This is a genomic window from Muribacter muris (assembly GCF_004569585.1).
GTDB classification, from domain to species: Bacteria; Pseudomonadota; Gammaproteobacteria; order Enterobacterales; family Pasteurellaceae; genus Muribacter; species Muribacter muris.
In genome coordinates this window covers 1-18,819 of sequence record NZ_SPPA01000027.1, presented here as the reverse complement: position 1 = coordinate 18,819, position 18,819 = coordinate 1, and the positions used below count along the sequence as shown (strand labels likewise).

The following is an 18,819-nucleotide window of genomic DNA, read 5'->3' as shown; positions in this document are numbered from 1 at the left end:
ATGAAAAAAAGTCGAATTTCCCCACAAAATCGCCCAAACGGCGAGGTCAGAGTGATTGGTGGACGTTGGCGGGGGCGTAAATTGCCCGTTTTAAACGCCGAGGGCTTACGCCCGACCACCGATCGAGTGAAGGAAACGTTGTTTAATTGGTTGATGATGGACATTGCCCACGCCCGTTGCCTAGATTGCTTTGCCGGAAGCGGTTCTTTGGGAATTGAGGCGTTATCCCGCCAAGCGCAAGCGGTTACTTTTCTCGAAAAATTTGCCACGGCTGCCGATCTGTTAGCGCAAAACCTCAAACGTTTAGCCGCCGAGAACGGTACGGTGGTTCAAACGGATAGCCTCGCCTACTTGGCTCAAGCTAATCCGCAAGCGCCGTTTGATATTGTGTTTGTTGATCCGCCCTTTCACCAACATTATGTGCCTCAGGTGCTAACCCATTTAGCCCGTAACGGCTGGCTGGCTGAAAATGCGTTAATTTATGTTGAAACGGAAAAAGATCACCCGCCGTTAGAGCTACCGCCACATTGGCAGATCATCAAGGAAAAAACAGCAGGGCAAGTAGTGAGCCGCTTAATCCGGTGTGAATAAAGGGCTATTTTCGGGACGATGATTTCCCCAGCCAGCGATGACCAACCGCAGAAAAAATACTGCCGGCGACCACGATGAATGTGCCTAAATAGCTGATACCGTTCATTTTTGTCTCATTAAATGTGTCCGGTGCGAGCCAATGCCCTAACGCGGCAAACAGCATCGTAAAAATCGGCAGTAACATTGTGATCACGCTAACTTTCGAGGCGTCCCAATGGTTTAATGCCTCCGCATAAGCGCCGTAGCCGATTAAGGTATTTAAACAGCAGAAAATAAAACAAGCTAAAGCGAAACCGTTCAGCGCCATTACTTGAGAGGGAACGGAAAACGGCGTGAGCACGACCGCACACCCGACATAAATATAGAGCAATATTTGTTGCGAGCTAAATACCGGTAGTAATAATTTCTGTACGATACCGTAAAGCACCCATACTATCGCAGCACTCGCTCCGATAAAAAGACCAAAGGCATACTGACCTAATTGGAAAATCTCATCAAAACGATCGTTGAAAAACAGCCCCAATCCCAGCAACAACATTGCAAGCCCTATCTTTTGATGAAATTGAAAAGGCTCTCGGAAAAATAATACGGCGCATAACATCATCGTGAAAGGCGCAAGCTGCCATAGCACCTGGCTTGTAGTCGACAAAATAAAATTTAACCCGTAACTGAATAGGAAAAAATTTGCGGATAGCCCCACAATGCCAACCATAAGCAAGCCAAAGACCCGAGGGGAGAACGCGGTGCGTTGCGGCAATTTTTTTGTAAACAGCAAGATGAAAAATACCCCAATCGCTGCCGTCATAAAACGATACCATACCAATGTTTGTGCATCGACAATATCTAAGATTTGTTGGACGGCAATAGGTAATGCCCCCCAAGCCGCACTTGCGAGTAGCGCAAGCAGAAAGCCGCGCAGTGTTTTTTGTTGATTAACCATAAATCCTCAATGAAGTGTAAACATCATCGGTAAGATAGCAAAAAGCCCTCTTAAAAAAGAGGGCTTTATTATTTAAGGGATTTGAAGATTATTCAGCAATAATGCTGACATATTTACGATTTTTTTCGCCTTTAACTTCAAATTTAACTTTACCGTCAGCCATTGCGAATAATGTGTGGTCTTTACCCATACCTACGTTGCTACCTGCGTGGAATTTTGTACCACGTTGACGAACGATAATGCTACCTGCTAAAACAGACTCGCCACCGAAACGTTTCACACCAAGGCGTTTAGCTTCAGAATCACGACCGTTACGAGTTGAACCACCAGCTTTTTTAGTTGCCATCTACTTGATCTCCTCTGAAATTATGCTTGAATCCCAGTGATTTTCACTTCTGTGAACCACTGACGATGACCTTGTTGTTTACGGCTGTGTTTACGACGACGGAATTTAACGATTTTAACTTTTTCGCCACGACCGTGTGCAACCACTTCTGCCACTACTTTACCGCCTGCAACAACAGGGGTACCGATTTTAACATCTTCACCATTAACGACCATTAACACCGAATCAAATTCAACTGTTTCACCTGTCGCTACTTCAAGTTTTTCTAAACGTACAAATTGACCTTCGCTTACTCGGTGTTGTTTGCCGCCACTTTGGAAAACTGCGTACATATTTACTCCGCTAATCAGTGCCATTTGCTAAGCCTCTGGCACTCTCAAATTCATATAAAATAGGTGCGCAATTCTACGCAAAAACTCGCCTAAGAGCAAGCACCAATTTGATAAAAAATGGAAAATCCCACCTAAAAAACAAAAGCCCCGTTGAATAAAGATCATCAGAGCTTTTTCCTTTAATTTAGTTTTTTGTCCATTGCCAATTGCCATTAACCGCTGTGCCAAGCACTTGGAATTGGTGATTAAATGCCGTTAAATTGGCGATTTTACCGCCTTCAATAGACCCTAATTTATCCTCAACGTGAATGGCTCTCGCCGGATAAAGCGTACACATTCGGATCGCTTCTTCAAGGGGAATGCCAACGTGTTGGACAACATTACGGATCGATTCGATCATTGTGATCGCCGCACCGCCAAGGCTGCCAAATTCATCGACACATTTCCCGTCTTTATACAGCACTTTTTTGCCGACAAAGATAAAAGAGTCGATATTCGCCCCCGCCGGTGCAACCGCATCAGTTACAATCACCAGTTTATCGCCTTTTACTTTTTTCGCAATGCGGACATTCGACCAATCCACGTGCAAACCGTCCACAATAATACCTGCGTAAATATCGCTATCCAGCACAGCACCGACAACGCCGCCGTCCCGTCCCGAACTCACAGGCGACATTGCATTATGCAGGTGGGTGGCAAAGCTAGCCCCTTCGGCAATGCGTTGTTTCGCCTGCAGATAAGTCGCATTGGAATGACCGATTGAGACAATAATGCCGGCATCTCGGAAAGCCGCGATATGCTCTGCGGTCGGATTTTCTGCTGCTAAGGTCAGTTTGGTGATCACATCGCCGTTTTTGCACAGAAAATCGATCATCTCACCGCTTGCAGCACGGATATATTCGGGACGATGCACCCCTTTTTTCTCCACACTGAGATAAGGCCCTTCCAAATGCAAACCGAGCGCCTGATTTTGATATTTTGACAAGTAATCACGCATCACCTGCACCGCTTGCTTCATTCCCTCATCGGGCGAGGTGATGAAGGTCGGCAAATAGCTGGTTGTGCCAGATTTCAGGTTGGTTTCCTGCATAATTTCAAGGGTGCGAACGCTGATGTCTTCGTTAAACATCACGCCACCGCAACCATTCAGTTGTAAATCAATGAAACCGGCGGATAAATTCGCCCCTTCCAGATCAATTTGCTCTAAACTTTCGGGGAGAGCTTTTTCGGCAACGATCGCCTCAATCTGCTCGCCTTTAACAATAACGGCGTGCTGATACAAAACCGCCTCGCCCGTATAAATCACACAGTTTGTCAATGCATAATGGTTCATTTTCTCCCCCTAACGTGCGACATTTTTTTCCAACTGCTTGAAATATTTCACCGTTTTCACTTTAAGCTCTTGGGTTGCCGGCTCATCGCACACCACAATTGCACGGCGGTGCAACTGCAATGCACTGATTGTCCATAAATGGTTGATCGGCCCTTCAACACAAGCCTGCAATGCCAACGCTTTGTTATGACCCGTTACTAAAATCAACACTTCTTCGGCGTCCAACAATGTGCCTACCCCAACCGTCAGTGCAAATTTCGGCACTTGATTCACATCATTATTGAAAAAACGGGAATTGGCAATCAGCGTGTCTTCGGTTAAGGTTTTAATCCGTGTGCGTGAGCTCAATGAGGATGCCGGTTCATTGAACGCAATATGACCGTCCACACCGACCCCGCCCATAAATAAGTGGATTTTACCATAAGAACGGATTTTCGCCTCATAGCGTTCGCACTCTGCGTCCACATCCTCTGCCATTCCATCGAGTAAATTGATATTTTCCGGCTGAATATCAACGTGATTGAAGAAATTTTCGTGCATAAAGGTATGGTAACTTTCCGGATGCGTTTTCGGTAAACCGACGTACTCGTCCATATTAAAGGTAACGACATTTTTAAAGCTCACTTCACCGGCTTGGTAGAGTTTAATCAACTCTTGGTAGGTTTTTTGCGGCGTACCGCCGGTTGGTAAACCTAACACAAACGGTTTGTCCGCAGTTGGCTGAAACGCATTGATTTTATTAACAATATAACGGGCTGCCCATTGGCTCACTTCTGTTGTACAGTCTAACGGAATTAAACGCATTTTCTCTCTCCTCTCATTTAAAAACAGCTTAATGAAATAAAACTTCAATAAATTTCATTATAATGCCAATTTCACTTCATTTGTAGATTTTCTTAATGAAATTTGAACGAGATCACATTTTGCAAAAAACGGCGTGCATTTAACCGCTTGTCTCGGTTGTCATAAAACTGTCATATTTCTTTTTTACACTACGCTCGTCATCAATCAACCCAAGAGGAAAAAATGATGTTAGTCAAAACTATGAAAAAATTAGCGGTATTTGGTGTCGGTGTCATTGCAGTTTCACTGCCGTTATCGCTACAGGCTCAAACAATTACGGGTGCCGGCGCATCTTTCCCTTATCCGATTTATGCGAAATGGGCATCGTTATATGAAAAAGAGACAGGCAATAAAGTCAATTACCAATCGATCGGCTCCGGTGGCGGTCAGCAACAAATTATGGCAAAAACAGTGGATTTCGGTGCATCTGATGATCCAATGAAAGCCAACTTATTGGACGAGCATAAACTCCTACAATTCCCTGCCATCATCGGCGGTACTGTGCCTGTCATTAACGTGCCGGATATTGCCGCCGGTAAGTTGAAATTATCCGGTGAACAATTAGCCGATATTTTCTTAGGTAAAATCACTCACTGGGACGATGCGGCAATCAAAGCACAAAACCCTGATATTAAGCTCCCGAACAAACGCATTGTCGTTGTTCACCGCTCCGACAGCTCCGGTACAACGTTCGGCTTTACCAATTACTTGTCTAAAGTGTCTGCCGATTGGAAAGCGAAAGTCGGTGAAGGTAAATCGGTTAAATGGCTGACAGGTCAGGGCGGCAAAGGCAATGAGGGTGTGGCAGCTTACGTTAAACAGCTCAAATACTCTATCGGCTATGTCGAATATGCCTATGCCAAACAAAACCAATTAGCGTGGGTTGCGTTACAAAACAAAGCCGGTCAATTTGTTCAACCGTCTAAACAAAGTTTTATGGCTGCCGCCAGTAATGCAGATTGGAACAGTGCCGCCGGAATGGGGGTGGTACTGACCAACGAAGCCGGCAACGAGTCTTGGCCAATCACAGCAGCGAGCTTTATTTTATTACACAAAGTCGCCGATAAACCTGATGCAACCCGTGGCGTGCTGAAGTTCTTTGATTGGGCATTTACCAAAGGCGGTCAAGCTGCAGAAGAACTTGATTATGTGCCAATGCCACGCAAAGTGGTTGAAACCATTCAACAAAAATGGGCAAGTGAGATCAAAGATACTGCGGGTAAAGCCGTTCGCTAATGCTTTTTACAAAGGGAGAGGGAGCTCTCCCTTTACAAGCAGTCCGATCGACACATATTTTTGCAAACTAGGATATAAATATGCAAAAAGCCTATCAAACTATTGAAAGCACAAAATGGATAGAATGGCTATTTAAGCACACCACCTTATTTTTTACCGTGCTGGTATTTGCGATTTTATCGGCTATTTTAATTTCGCTTATCGCAGGCAGTTGGGATGCGATTCGCCAATTTAATCTCGACTTTTTATGGACAAACAACTGGGATCCCGTACAAGAGCAATACGGTGCATTAGTACCTATTATCGGAACACTTATCTCGGCTTTTGTCGCTTTACTCATTGCCGTGCCGATTTCATTCGGCATTGCCACATTCTTAACCGAATTAGCACCGGAGTGGCTTCAACGCCCAATCGGGGTAGCGGTCGAAATGCTGGCTGCAATTCCGTCTATTATTTACGGAATGTGGGGGCTGTTTGTGTTCGTCCCGCTTTTCCAAGAATATATTCAACCTCATCTTATTGACTTATTTGGGGACTTACCCATCCTTAATCTACTGTTTTCAGGCGCACCGTTCGGTATCGGGTTATTTACCGCCTCGTTGGTGCTGGCAATTATGATTATTCCGTTTATCGCCTCCGTAATGCGTGATGTCTTCGGTGTTGTGCCGCCAATGTTAAAAGAGTCCGCCTACGGTTTAGGTTCAACCACAAGTGAAGTCGTTTGGAAAGTCGTTCTGCCTTATACCAAAACAGGGGTAATCGGCGGCATAATGTTAGGGCTTGGTCGTGCATTGGGGGAAACAATGGCGGTTACTTTTGTGATCGGTAACGCCTTCCAACTACCGGAATCCCTTTTCTCGCCGTCAACCTCAATTGCGTCTGCAATCGCCAATGAATTTAATGAAGCCAGCGGCTTACAAAAATCGGCGTTAATGGAGCTTGGTCTTATTCTATTCCTCATTACTACTGTTGTTCTCGCTTGTTCACGTATCTTAATTATGCGTATGCAGCGAAAAGAAGGGAAAAAATAATGCGTCAATATGAAAACAGGCGGTTTCACTGCCGTAAAATCAAAAATTGCATAATGCTTGCCTTATCCTTTTTAGCGGTAGGGTTTGGCTTATTTTGGCTAAGTTGGATCATCATTACCCTATTAAGTAAAGGCATTCCTGCCCTTTCGCTTGATCTCTTTACAATGGATACGCCTGCCCCGAATGAAGCAGGCGGTTTACGCAATGCGTTTATCGGCTCGTTTATGATGCTCACCGTCAGCACGCTTGTTGCAACTCCCATCGGTATTTTGGCTGGCACATATCTGGCGGAATACGGCAAATATAGCCGTTTGGCAACTATCACACGCTTTTTGAATGATATTTTACTTTCTGCACCGTCCATTATCATCGGCTTATTTGTCTATGCGGTGTATGTTTCGCAAGTCGAACATTATTCCGGTTGGGCAGGTGCAATGGCATTGGGCGTTATCGTCATTCCGGTGGTGATCCGCACAACTGATAATATGTTACAACTTGTGCCGAATAATCTGCGAGAAGCCGCCGCCGCACTCGGCTGCCCTCAATGGAAAGTGATCACAATGGTCTGCTACCGTGCGGCAAAATCGGGGATTATCACCGGCGTATTGTTGGCAGTAGCACGTATTTCGGGGGAAACCGCACCGTTACTGTTCACCGCTCTCTCAAATCAGTTCGGCTCGTGGGATATGAATGCCCCACTGGCAAATCTGCCCGTTGTGATTTACCAATATGCAGCAAGCCCATTTAATGATTGGAACGAACTGGCGTGGGCAGGTGCAATTTTGATTACCTTCTTTGTATTAAGTATTAACATACTCACCCGCTTATTTTTCCAACCGAAAAAATAATTAAGGAAACCGAATGAAAACTGCATTAACCGTGAATCAACTCAATTTTTATTACGGCAATTTTCATGCACTCAAAAACATCAATATGCAAATTGCTAAAAATAAAGTAACCGCCTTTATCGGTCCTTCCGGCTGCGGAAAATCCACCCTATTGCGTTGCTTTAATCGAATGTTCGAACTTTACCCTCACCAAAAGGCTACCGGCGAAATTTTACTGGACGGTGAAAACCTACTGACGACCCACACAGATATTGCGATTATCCGTGCCAAAGTCGGAATGGTATTCCAAAAACCGACGCCGTTTCCAATGTCAATTTACGACAATGTTGCCTTCGGTATTCGCTTATTTGAGAAGCTCCCGAAATCGGAATTAAACGATCGTGTTGAATGGGCTTTAACGAAAGCAGCACTTTGGAATGAAGTGAAAGATAAATTGGATAAAAGCGGCGACAGCCTCTCCGGTGGTCAGCAACAACGTCTTTGTATCGCCAGAGGGATCGCGGTTAAGCCCGAAGTATTATTGCTTGACGAACCTTGCTCGGCACTTGATCCCATCTCGACAATGAAAATTGAAGAATTGATTTGCGAGCTTAAACACGACTATACGGTGGCTATCGTAACCCATAATATGCAACAGGCTGCCCGTTGTTCCGATTACACTGCCTATATGTATCTGGGCGAACTGATTGAATTTGGTGAAACCAGCCACGTTTTCAATCAACCTCGAGATCAACGCACGAGGGATTATATTACAGGCAGAATGGGCTAACTTAGTCTCCGCTCACAGCACAAGCGGTCGGTTCACACAGCAAATTTGCAAATACTGTGGTGCAACCGACCACTTGTTATCTATTATGCCCCCATATTTTTCACTGCTTGGGCGGTTGTCCAAAGATCGTTCGCAATCAAACGGAAGTTAGTCAGCGCTGCAAGGTAGCCGTCCCCTTCCGGAATACGCGGCCCTGCGGTAGCATCTTTCACGACGGTTACTTCAAAACCTTGTTCCACCAATTCACGCAAATGGGATTCAATACATAAATTTGCCGCCATTCCCGCTAAAATCACTTGGTCGATTTTGCGTTTACGCAACTGCAATACGACATCATTCGTTTCCGGCCCGAAAATTTTATGCGGCGATGCAATCGTAGTTTTGCCATCAAAAATATACGGTTTATAACGCTCAACAAAATCTGCGCCCGATCCTTCAAAGCCTTCCATTGTATAAGCGCCTTTGCGGGCGAACATTCCGGTATCATGCATAAAAGTTTCGCCCGGTGCCATAAATTCCCATTGGTGATCAGTCGGGTAATAATAGTGTGGGGAGACAATCACCGGCATATCCACTTTTTTCGCCGCTTTAAACAGGCTTTCAATATTCTCAACCGTATTATTTTGTAAAATACTGTCTTTCAATACGCCCCACATAATACCGTTCGGGCTAAGAAAATCATTTTGCGGATCAACCACAACTAACGCCACACGTTTCGGATCGATCTTCATTCCCGGCCGTTTTAAGCCGTACTGTTCAGGTTCATCGTAAATGGTTTTTTCCGCTTTTTTCTCCGCCGCATTTGCCGTTGCCGCAATCCCCATTGCGCCGAGTACACCGGCTGCCATTGCGATACGAGAACCACTATGCAGTGCCGAGCGGCGTTCTTGATCAACCTGTTCAAGTTTATTAGACATTCTTTTCTCTCCTCAAGTAAGATTTTAATTCACATAAAATGCCCGCAGCTCTATACTGTGAGCGGCGTTATTATAAAAATATGCCGATCATAAAATTTAACCCAACGTTTTAACTTCTTAACCCGACCGCCAAAATGGACACTATCACCCACCTTTTCAGCTATTTTAATTTCCGTACCGACCTGTTTTTCATTGGCAACTTATGCCATATCGGTACATTTGAAGAACCCGATCCCAATAAAGGCTATTTACATTTTATCCGCCAAGGGCATTGCCAATTTTCACAACCTAATAAAGCGCCGATCGTGATTGACCGCCCTTGTGTCGTCTTCTCACCTTCGCATATTGTTCATCATATTCACCCCTTAGACGCACAAGGTTTGGATATTTTTTGTATTAAATTCGACTTTGGCGAAGACGTACGCAACCCGCTCACCCACAGCTTACAGGATATTGCGGTTGTCTATTTGGACACCCAACCCGAACTGCGTAATATCGCCAATCTGATTTTTAGCGAAACGGAAAAGCAGGGCTGCGGCTATCAGGCGGCAATTCAACATTTGTGCGCCTATTTTGCTATTCAAGTCGTGCGTTGCTGCCTAGAGCAAAAACGGATCAACGTGGGCTTATTAAAGGGGCTGACCGACAAATACCTCGCCCGGCTCTTACTGGATATTCACCAATATCCCGAGCGAAATTGGCAAGTCGATATGATGGCGGAATATGCAATGATGTCCCGCTCACGCTTTGCCGGTTACTTCAAAGAGATGATGGGGATTTCCCCGATGGATTATCTGACGCAGTGGCGGATTACCGTTGCCCAAACGCTGCTACAAAAAGGGCTGGCAGTGAGCCTTGTCGCCGAAAAAGTCGGTTATAGCCACAGTGCCGCTCTCAGCCGTGCCTTTACCCGAGAAATCGGACTAAGCCCGACAGAATGGTTAAACAAGCAGAAAGGCTAAAAAGACAAGCGGTCGGTTTGGCGTGATTTTTTGCAAAATAGTCGCTCTAACCGACCGCTTACAGAGATGTTATGGTCTATTTAAAGGTGTAACCCAGTTTGAATGTGGCGATGGTTTCATTCCCCGCTTTGCTTAACGTTTTAGACGCATTGAGATCGACTTCAAGACCGTTTCGCCATTCGTAGCCAATACCTGCGCCGATGCCGGCAATATTGCGGTTAGGTTCAGTGCGGATAGCAAAGGTTTTCCCGCGATTAAAACGACCTTGCAGATCTTTCTCACCGGCGACTACCGTATAATCCGTTGAGACTTTGAACGATAAATCACCGTTTGACATCGGTAGCTTGGCGATCATATCCTGCCCGATACGGCTTTCAATACGCTGTGTACGGTAAGCATCGATCGCTAACCCTGCATTGCCCGTTTCATTGATCGCCCCTTGTGCTAAGCGGGTATACGCGACATCAGCTCTCGGCACAAACTGCCAATGATCGTTTAAGGCTACGGCATATTTCGCCTGTAAATAAGCCCCCGTTGCATTGGCTTTGCCGTTCGCATCAAATTGGTGGCTATCATAACCGTTGCTGATATAACGTTTACCTTTCAGATCGGTGCGAGCGTGCATTACCCCTGCCGTTAAGCTGAGATTGTTAAAGTGCTTGCTCACATACGCACCGAACGACACGCCTTTTCCTTTTAAGTGGCTCGCGCCGCCGGTCGTTTTTTGCTGATGCGTGGCAACATAAGCACCCGCCGTCAGATCATCATTCACGCCATACTGCACGCTAACCATTGCGCCATTCGTGGTTGCTTTCTCCGCAGTTTGACGGTAATGGTGGGTTGCATTCAATCCTTTCGCCGCCACATACCATTGCTGATCACTTAATCGTTTTGTGAGCGATAAAAGGGCATTACGTTCATCACGGGTGAATTGGGCTAACTGATGTGCCACCGCACCGTAAATATTATGTTCGACCGTGTCTGATAAATAACGATTGATCGCTTCCGCCGCTGCCTGCTCCGATTTATCGGTCGTTAATGCGGAGGCTTCAAGCGCATTCACTCCCGATAGTTGCCAATGAGTGAGGTAACTCTGATAGGCATCAGTAAACGGCGTACTAAAGGTCTTGCCTGCCTGTAAGTTTTGGTCGGCAATTTGTTGATTTAACTGATCAATTTTTTGCTGTAAATCGGCAAGTTGCTGATTTATCAACGCTGTCTTCATCTCATCAACCGCCGAAGATGGTTTAGACGCTACTGCATTTGCCTGAAGTTGATCACGCTCGGCAATCGCCTGCTGCAAGGCTTTTTCCAGATCCGCTTTTTGTTGCTTCACCTCATCGGCTTGAGCACTATTTGCTGCTAAATCTGCCGCAAGTTGATCACGCTGTGCCAGTGTATCTTGCAGCCTTTTTTCAAGCTCGGCTTTCTGCTTTTCAGCGTCCGCTAATTGTTGGGCTTGTGCAGCCAATGCAGCTTGTTCCTGCTCTCTTTGAGCAGCCACATCTTGCTGGGCTTTTTCAAGTTCGGCTTTTTGCTTTTGTGCCTCGCTAAGTTGTGCGGCTAACTGAGCTTGCTGCTCTGCTTGTTTTGCTGCCTCTTCCGCCGTCATCACCACCTTCGGCTGAATCAATAATTTACCGTCCTTGAAGGTTGCATTTTGTAGCACACTGTTTGTTTCAAAGGTAATATTCGTCGGATCAAGCTGGAAACCGCCGAACTTCACTTCATACTCGCTAGCCGCTTTGGTAGTATCAACAATAAACTTACCTACGCCGTTAAGCGCTATTTTTTCACTGCGGTTAGCATCAAATAATGCGTGCATTTCCGGGCTAAGCACTTGGTAATAGAGATCACTGTTTAGAGTAAGTGCATTCGTACCACGCACTTTGGCGCTTGCCCAAAAAGTCGTTGGCTGATTTACCGTGATCTGCTCGGCATTATGCACTTCATAATCGACTTTAATCGGCTGAGCGTTTGGCAAATCAGCTTTACCTAACTGCAATGTATCCTGCCCTTCGCCGAGATCGATTAACCGACCATTAAATTTCACCTGACCGTCTGCAATTGTCAGCTCATCATTGCCCGCTTTGAGATCGATATCCCCGTTAATTAGGGTACTATTCGATAAGAGCACTTTATTCGCACCACTATCCCCTAAAATTGCCAACGGTTTTTCCGATTGATTCACCTTAAAGCCATTGGCATTGAGGGTAGTATTATTCACGGTTACTTCGGCGTTTTCTCCTACTTTTAAGGCTGTTTTATAACCATTTACAATAGAATCCTCCAATGTTGTATTATGCTTGGCAAATAATGCACCGTTTGCCATCCCTACCCCATTGATAATCTTGTTAGTAAAGGTTTCTTCCGCCGTAGTGAGTTTTTCGCTGTCTTTGTTAGACGAAGTCAAAGGCGCATTGATAACAGTATAATTTTTACCGTTTTTGCTGAACGCAGTGAGGCTATCCGTTCCTACTGTTACCTGCTCAATATTTTCATCTTTATCCAACTGAATATATAGACCTGCGTTTTTGACATTATTGGCGTGGCGAGTTTCAAAATAGTTATAGTACTGGTCAGCACTCTGATCTAATTGGTAGCCACCCACGATTAAACGCCCGGCTAAAATGCCGTAGTTATTTACCTGACCTTTAAAGCCCGACGTATAAGTTGGGTTGGTGGTGCTCCACGCGGTATCAATTTTGCCACGTGCCAATAATGCACTATGATTGCCCGAAATCACCCCGGCATTTGTGATATTGCCATCCATTCTGGCTTTAATCGCAATCCCTGCACCATTATTGCGGTAATCGACACGAGTATGTTCGCCTTGTGAAAACCCTTGCCACACTTTCGCATAACCACTTACAGTGCCCGTGTTCAGAATATTACCCAATTGGGCTTTTTGCTGACCGTATTCACTTGATTCACCGTAAGTCCAAACAGTAATCCCGTTACCGCTAGAGTGTGCACCGGTTGCACTTTGCACCGTTGCATTAACGTGATCCGGTGTTGACGATGCTGTCGGCGTAGCAGTTGCTTCACAACCGGGCGTATTAGCCGGCAACCACCGACAAGTCTCCGCAGAAAGGCGAGGTGTATCCGTTGCCGATGAATTACCCGCTGCTGTTTTCACCCCCTTAATTTCAGGGATAAAACGTTTATCCGTTGCAGCCGAGTCGGATTTGCCACCATACACTTCAATTTGCCCCGAAATCACTCCGGCATTATCGACAGCCCCGATTTTAGCCAACTCACCTGAATTACCTTGCGCATAAACCGATACCCCATTCCCCGAGGCACGCACATTAGCAGTAATATCGCCTAAGCCCCCGCCCGCTTTTACCAATGCGAAACCAGTCAGCTTGCCGCTATTTTGAATATCCCCTAATGTCGCACTAGCAGGCACTCTCGTTTGCGCATTGGCAGAACTCGCCGTAACAGAAACCGCATTACCGCTACCGTGAGCATTTGCAGTAGAGTAAAGATGGAAACCACGGTAGCCAGAATTATCGCTCGAAATTTGTTCTAAGCGACCGACAATTTCACCGCTATTTTGAAGATTGCCGACAGCCGCTTCCGTACTATTTTTAGCAAAACGGCCTGTTACGGCAATAGCAGAAATACCGTTTCCGCTATTATTTGAAGCCGTGCCCGTATGAGTGGTATTTTTACCGCCCAATAATTGCGCTTCACCTCGTAAATGACCACTATTGGTGATAGAACCTAATTTAGCAAAGTTATGTTTGTTCTCGGAATAGGTATAACGATCAATCGTATTCACATAAGAGGAAATAGACAATGCATTACCCGATGCAGAACCGGTAACAGAATAGAATTGCGGCTTGTAATCGCTTGTATGCGCAACCGCTTTTTGATGTGCTTGAGCGTAAATTTTGCCGGATATCTGACCGCTATTATTGACATTTTGCAGACCCACTTCGACCGTTTTACCTTCAAAATCGGCTTTTTCTAATGCAGGGGAACTCGGTGCGGGAGCAGGCTCAGCCGCTCGTGTCCGACTGGTACGAATTGCCCCTGTTCTGCGGGAAACCCCTGTTGCACCGCTATAACCGTCCGCAATACCGTCTGAACCGACTTGTGCGTTATGTTTTCCGAAATCCGCCAAGCCGATAACCGAAATACCATTACCGCTCCCATAGGATTGAATATCGCCGTGGGTTTCCGCCTCACCGCCCTGTAAATCCGTTGAAGCCGAGATAGAACCGCTATTTTCAACAGAATTGAGATTAAAAATTACATCGTTGGGATTACTCGGTGCAGACCAACCGAGAGCATCAATACCATTTGCAACCCCGTCAATGGAAATCGCCCCTCGTCTATCTTCAGAATCCGTTGTATCCTGCCCTTTGGCGATCACCTTACCGATAATTTGCCCTTGGTTATTTGCCCCTGTTTGCGGCACTTTACCGTCTTGATCACTCGGATTACCGTACCAAATCACCCGCACCGGATTACCCGAACGGTTAAAATCGCCTTTAATCCGCTCATCTGGATTACTGCCGGCAGAAAGTGTGTCAATTTTTTCAACCCTATCGTCCGAATGAATAAGCGCCGTTGCCCCCTTACCCTGCTCATACGCATACACAGAAGCCGATGCAACTGCCGTAGCGATTGCACTGATTTTCAGACCTTTTAACCATAAATCAGATTTGTGATTCATACCTTTTCCTTCTTTAGTCATTATTTTGGCAGGGAATTTTAATAAAAACAAATATGATATTCAATATCATTTGCAACCAAAACCCACATTTTGTCAATAATGTAACCTGATAATACAACGCAATTTACAAAAAATTCACATTAACAACCCGCTTGTCATCAAACTGTCATATCCTCTTTCTAGAATACAGCTCGAAAACCGATCAACCTAAAGGGAGACACACAATGACAGTCAAATTTAATCCAGCACTCACCGTATTGGGCTTATCTTTCAGCCTGTTAGCCGCATCAGTCAATGCAGAAATATCACGGGAAGCCGTTGGCGATATTCTTACCCTTGGCGGTGCCAAACGCTTATCTGCCGATAATCAGGCAGAATTGGTACACCTCTTAACACAGCAAAAAGCGAAAAATGTCATCTTATTGATTGGCGATGGAATGGGGGACTCGGAAATTACGATTGCCCGCAACTATGCAAAAGGGGCTGCAAGTGCATTTAAAGGGCTGGATGCCCTGCCGTTTTCCGGTCAAATCACAACTTATGCGATTGATAAAAAAACGAAATTAATTGAGCAAGTAACTGATTCCGCCGCCTCCGCAACGGCGTGGAACTCCGGCATTAAAACCTACAATGGTGCGATTGGGGTCGATGTGGATGGCAAACCCGTCCCGAATTTAGTCGAAATTGCCAAAAAATTAGGCAAAGGCACAGGTAACGTCAGCACAGCAGAAATTCAAGATGCCACACCTGCCGCGCTTTTGGCACACGTCAGCCAACGTAAATGCTACGGCCCTGTCGCCACCAGCGAACGTTGCCCTGAAAATGCGTTGGAAAACGGCGGGCTAGGTTCAATCACCGAACAATTCTTAGCCTCACCACCGGATATTGTGCTTGGCGGCGGTCGCAAAACATTCGATGAAACCAGCCAAGCCGGTGAATTTAAAGGTCAAACCTTATGGCAACAAGCCCAGCAAAAAGGTTTTCACATTGTCGAAAATGCAGATGCACTTAACAATCTCACCACACAAACAAAATTCCCGATTTTAGGGGTCTTTGCACCGGGCAATTTGCCTGTACGCTGGTTCGGTGGTCAAGCAACCTTTGAGGGTAATCTCGCTAATCCGATTGAATGTCAAGACAATCCGGAACGCACCAAAGATATTCCAAATCTAGCGCAAATGACGGATAAAGCCATTGAATTGCTCAAAGAGAATCCAAACGGCTTTTTCCTTCAGGTTGAAGGGGCGTCAATCGATAAACAAAATCACAAAGCAAACCCGTGCGGTCAAATCGGTGAAACCGTCGATTTAGATGAAGCGGTACAGGTTGCACTGGACTTTGCCCGTAAAGACGGAGAAACATTGGTCATCGTAACCGCCGATCACGCTCACACTAGCCAATTAATTCCAAATAAAGCCAAGCCGACCGGCTTAAACCAAACGCTCAAAGCCAAAGACGGCTCAATAATGACGATAAGCTACGGCACAGGCAAAGAGGCGGATAGCCAAGAACATACCGGCAGCCAACTACGTATTGCTGCCTATGGTCCGAAAGCCTACCGCTTCTCCGGCTTACTCGATCAAACGGATACATTCTTCATTATCCAAGAAGCCCTACAAGGTAAATAGCATTGACAAGCGGTGGGGTTTTAGGAAAAATTTGCAAATTTTCTAATCAATCCTACCGCTTGTCTTTCTGGGGAGTTACTATGGAAAATAAAATCTTGGTGGTTGAAGACGAATGGGCAATCCGTGAAATGATCACCCTATTTTTAACCCAGCATCACTACCACGTTATTGAGGCCGGAGACTACCAAAGTGCCGTCAATAAACTCTCGGAAAAACCCCAACTGATATTATTAGATTGGATGCTACCGGGGCGATCCGGCGTACAGTTTATCGAATATCTGAAGAAACACGAAGAAACCGCTCAAATTCCTATCATTATGCTCACCGCCCGGAGTGCCGAAGAAGATTGCATCACTTGCCTCAATACCGGCGCAGACGATTACATCAGTAAACCGTTTTCCCCCAAAGTTCTCCTTGCCCGTATTGAAGCCCTTTGGCGAAGAAGTTACGACCCCGTGCAAGCCATCATTAAAATCAATGAATTAGTCCTAGACGAAGCCGCCCAACGCCTCACCTACCAAGGTAAACAAATCGATTTAAGCCACACTGAATATAAACTTCTCCATTTTTTAATGACACACCCGGAAAAAGTCTATAGCCGAGAGCAGTTGCTTGATTTTATTTGGGGCAACGATATTTATGTTGAAGATCGCACCGTTGACTCTTATATCCGCCGTCTTCGACGCTGTTTAGAGCCTTATCAGGTCGATCGCTATATTCAGACCGTCCGAGGATCAGGCTACCGTTTTTCAACGCATATACAGGATTAAGATGAAAAAATTCTGCCACTACCGCCAATTCGTGATTGAAATCATTGCGGTTTCTATCAGCGCATTTACTTTAAGCCTTTTTTCCGATCACTTCAGTTACTGGGTTATTGGGATCCTCGTTTTATTACTGATATGGCATCACCACAATGAAAATAAATTGCTAAGATTGCTTGCGCCTAAATCTGAAACCCAAGATGATGGCAGCCTATTAGAATATTTTTCACAAAGTATTGCGTTTTATAAAAAACAAGCGAAAAAAGATAAAATAAAAACGCTTCGGTTATTATCGAAACTCAATAAAAATATCGAGTATTTACCGAGCGGTATTATTTTTTGTGATAATGAGGGAAATATTTCGTGGTGTAATCAAATCTCGCAACGTCTATTTGATTTTTATTGGCATCGCAATCAAGAGAAAAATATCTTTAATGTGATTTTCTATGATGAGTTTAAACATTATTTCAAACAGTCTAAACATCATCGACCGTTAATGTTAATGACACATAATCAACGTTATATTGAGATCAACCTCAACCCCTACGATGAAAATCTCAAAATGATTATTGCGAGAGATGTAACTCAAATGATACGTCTGCTTGAATCAAGACAAACCTTCCTAGCCAATATTAACCACGAATTGCGCACGCCTTTAACCGTTTTACAAGGCTATTTAGAATTATTGGAAACAGAAAACTCACAATCCGAATTAGCACAAAAAGCAATTCAGGCAATGCAAGCACAAAGCCGGAGAATGGAAAATTTATTAAAACAGTTAAATTTACTCGCTAAAATTGAAGTATCGGACAATAAAACACATCAACCGGTAAATATTATGCAGCTTATCTCTAAACTCAAACCGAATATTGAGATATTACAAAAAGACTATCCCTGTACCATTGATTATGATTTAGACGATATTTCCATACTGGGCGATGAGCAGCAATTACAAAGTGCGATTTCAAATTTAATTTATAATGCTATCAAACATTCCGGCATTAACAGCCATATTGATATTCACTGGCAATATTGCGGGCAAGGGGCAGAATTTAAAATCTGCGATAACGGCATTGGTATTGAAGCCAAACATATCCCACATTTAACCGAACGTTTTTACCGAGTTGATGAATCTCGTAGCAATCAAACCGGTGGCAGCGGACTCGGTTTAGCCATCGTTAAACATTCTCTTAAACAACACCACTCCAGTCTGCAAATTGAAAGCGAACCTAACCAAGGGAGCTGCTTTTCATTTATTATTCAGAAATCTCTACTCATCAATTAATTCAAAAAAGAAAAATAAATAACAGCAAGTATCTCGGTATACAACTCATAATATAGAAAATAAGATAGCAAAAAGGCGTACCTAAGTACGCCTTCTTTCTAAAACGGCTTCATCAATTATTTGATGATTTTCGCTACAACGCCCGCACCTACTGTACGACCGCCTTCACGGATAGCGAAACGTAAACCTTCGTCCATTGCGATTGGGTGGATTAAGCTTACTGTCATTTTGATGTTATCGCCAGGCATTACCATTTCCACGCCTTCCGGTAATTCGATTGTACCGGTTACGTCTGTTGTACGGAAAT

At 44.8% G+C, this 18,819-nt stretch carries 17 protein-coding genes; 9 read left to right on the top strand and 8 right to left on the bottom strand.

The genetic code is table 11. The annotated features are described in order from the left end of the window. Complete coding sequence (gene rsmD, locus E4T80_RS10780; RefSeq protein WP_135058282.1) at nucleotides 1-591, top strand: 16S rRNA (guanine(966)-N(2))-methyltransferase RsmD; 591 nt, start codon at nucleotides 1-3, stop codon at nucleotides 589-591. A gap of 4 nt (nucleotides 592-595) precedes the next feature. Here rsmD and E4T80_RS10775 read toward each other — a convergent pair whose 3' ends face one another. From E4T80_RS10775 to nagB, 5 genes are all read right to left on the bottom strand, one after another. Then, nucleotides 596-1,531, bottom strand: coding sequence for a DMT family transporter (locus tag E4T80_RS10775; protein ID WP_135058280.1), 936 nt, complete (start codon nucleotides 1,529-1,531; stop codon nucleotides 596-598). Nucleotides 1,532-1,619: 88 nt separating this feature from the next. Beyond that, nucleotides 1,620-1,877, bottom strand: a complete 258-nt coding sequence (gene rpmA / locus E4T80_RS10770) for a 50S ribosomal protein L27 (RefSeq protein ID WP_135058278.1) — start codon at nucleotides 1,875-1,877, stop codon at nucleotides 1,620-1,622. Nucleotides 1,878-1,897: 20 nt separating this feature from the next. After that, complete coding sequence (gene rplU / locus E4T80_RS10765; RefSeq protein WP_135058304.1) at nucleotides 1,898-2,209, bottom strand: 50S ribosomal protein L21; 312 nt, start codon at nucleotides 2,207-2,209, stop codon at nucleotides 1,898-1,900. Between the two features lie 184 nt (nucleotides 2,210-2,393). Continuing rightward, nucleotides 2,394-3,542, bottom strand: coding sequence for an N-acetylglucosamine-6-phosphate deacetylase (gene nagA / locus E4T80_RS10760; protein WP_135058276.1), 1,149 nt, complete (start codon nucleotides 3,540-3,542; stop codon nucleotides 2,394-2,396). A gap of 9 nt (nucleotides 3,543-3,551) precedes the next feature. Further along, complete coding sequence (gene nagB / locus E4T80_RS10755; protein WP_135058274.1) at nucleotides 3,552-4,346, bottom strand: glucosamine-6-phosphate deaminase; 795 nt, start codon at nucleotides 4,344-4,346, stop codon at nucleotides 3,552-3,554. 222 nt (nucleotides 4,347-4,568) lie between these two features. On the opposite strand from nagB, the gene pstS reads away from it, so the two are divergent. From pstS to pstB, 4 genes are all read left to right on the top strand, one after another. Continuing rightward, entirely contained in the window at nucleotides 4,569-5,621 is a 1,053-nt protein-coding gene (pstS, locus tag E4T80_RS10750; RefSeq protein WP_135058272.1) for a phosphate ABC transporter substrate-binding protein PstS, read from the top strand. Between the two features lie 80 nt (nucleotides 5,622-5,701). Further along, nucleotides 5,702-6,652, top strand: coding sequence for a phosphate ABC transporter permease subunit PstC (gene pstC / locus E4T80_RS10745; protein WP_135058270.1), 951 nt, complete (start codon nucleotides 5,702-5,704; stop codon nucleotides 6,650-6,652). Further along, nucleotides 6,652-7,500 (top strand): phosphate ABC transporter permease PstA, encoded by an 849-nt coding sequence (gene pstA, locus E4T80_RS10740; RefSeq protein ID WP_135058268.1) that lies wholly within the window; start codon nucleotides 6,652-6,654, stop codon nucleotides 7,498-7,500. The genes pstC and pstA overlap by 1 nt, the downstream gene beginning before the upstream one ends. Nucleotides 7,501-7,513: 13 nt before the next feature. Continuing rightward, on the top strand, nucleotides 7,514-8,269 hold the full coding sequence (pstB, locus tag E4T80_RS10735; protein ID WP_135058266.1) for a phosphate ABC transporter ATP-binding protein PstB: 756 nt from the start codon (nucleotides 7,514-7,516) through the stop codon (nucleotides 8,267-8,269). A gap of 83 nt (nucleotides 8,270-8,352) precedes the next feature. Here pstB and E4T80_RS10730 read toward each other — a convergent pair whose 3' ends face one another. Continuing rightward, entirely contained in the window at nucleotides 8,353-9,186 is an 834-nt protein-coding gene (locus E4T80_RS10730) for a cysteine hydrolase (protein WP_135058264.1), read from the bottom strand. A 134-nt stretch (nucleotides 9,187-9,320) separates the two neighbouring features. Here E4T80_RS10730 and E4T80_RS10725 point away from each other — a divergent pair, with 134 nt between their 5' ends. Next, nucleotides 9,321-10,148 carry a helix-turn-helix domain-containing protein gene (locus E4T80_RS10725; RefSeq protein WP_135058262.1) on the top strand — a complete coding sequence of 276 codons (828 nt, stop codon included), beginning with the start codon at nucleotides 9,321-9,323 and terminating at the stop codon, nucleotides 10,146-10,148. A 76-nt stretch (nucleotides 10,149-10,224) separates the two neighbouring features. On the opposite strand, the gene E4T80_RS10720 is transcribed toward E4T80_RS10725, so the two are convergent. Continuing rightward, entirely contained in the window at nucleotides 10,225-14,835 is a 4,611-nt protein-coding gene (locus E4T80_RS10720; RefSeq protein ID WP_167740724.1) for an autotransporter outer membrane beta-barrel domain-containing protein, read from the bottom strand. A 224-nt stretch (nucleotides 14,836-15,059) separates the two neighbouring features. Between E4T80_RS10720 and phoA the strand changes: the two genes are divergently transcribed. The 3 genes from phoA to phoR all read left to right on the top strand — a co-directional run bounded on the left by phoA (nucleotide 15,060) and on the right by phoR (nucleotide 18,512). Continuing rightward, nucleotides 15,060-16,463, top strand: coding sequence for an alkaline phosphatase (gene phoA, locus E4T80_RS10715; protein WP_135058258.1), 1,404 nt, complete (start codon nucleotides 15,060-15,062; stop codon nucleotides 16,461-16,463). Between the two features lie 80 nt (nucleotides 16,464-16,543). Then, the gene (phoB, locus tag E4T80_RS10710) at nucleotides 16,544-17,233 is read left to right on the top strand and encodes a phosphate regulon transcriptional regulator PhoB (protein WP_135058256.1); all 690 of its coding nucleotides are present in this window, start codon (nucleotides 16,544-16,546) and stop codon (nucleotides 17,231-17,233) included. Between the two features lies 1 nt (nucleotide 17,234). Then, complete coding sequence (gene phoR, locus E4T80_RS10705) at nucleotides 17,235-18,512, top strand: phosphate regulon sensor histidine kinase PhoR (protein WP_135058254.1); 1,278 nt, start codon at nucleotides 17,235-17,237, stop codon at nucleotides 18,510-18,512. A 116-nt stretch (nucleotides 18,513-18,628) separates the two neighbouring features. On the opposite strand, the gene E4T80_RS10700 is transcribed toward phoR, so the two are convergent. Beyond that, on the bottom strand, nucleotides 18,629-18,819 hold a 191-nt coding region (locus E4T80_RS10700; RefSeq protein ID WP_456152434.1), incomplete at its 5' end, for an EF-Tu C-terminal domain-related protein.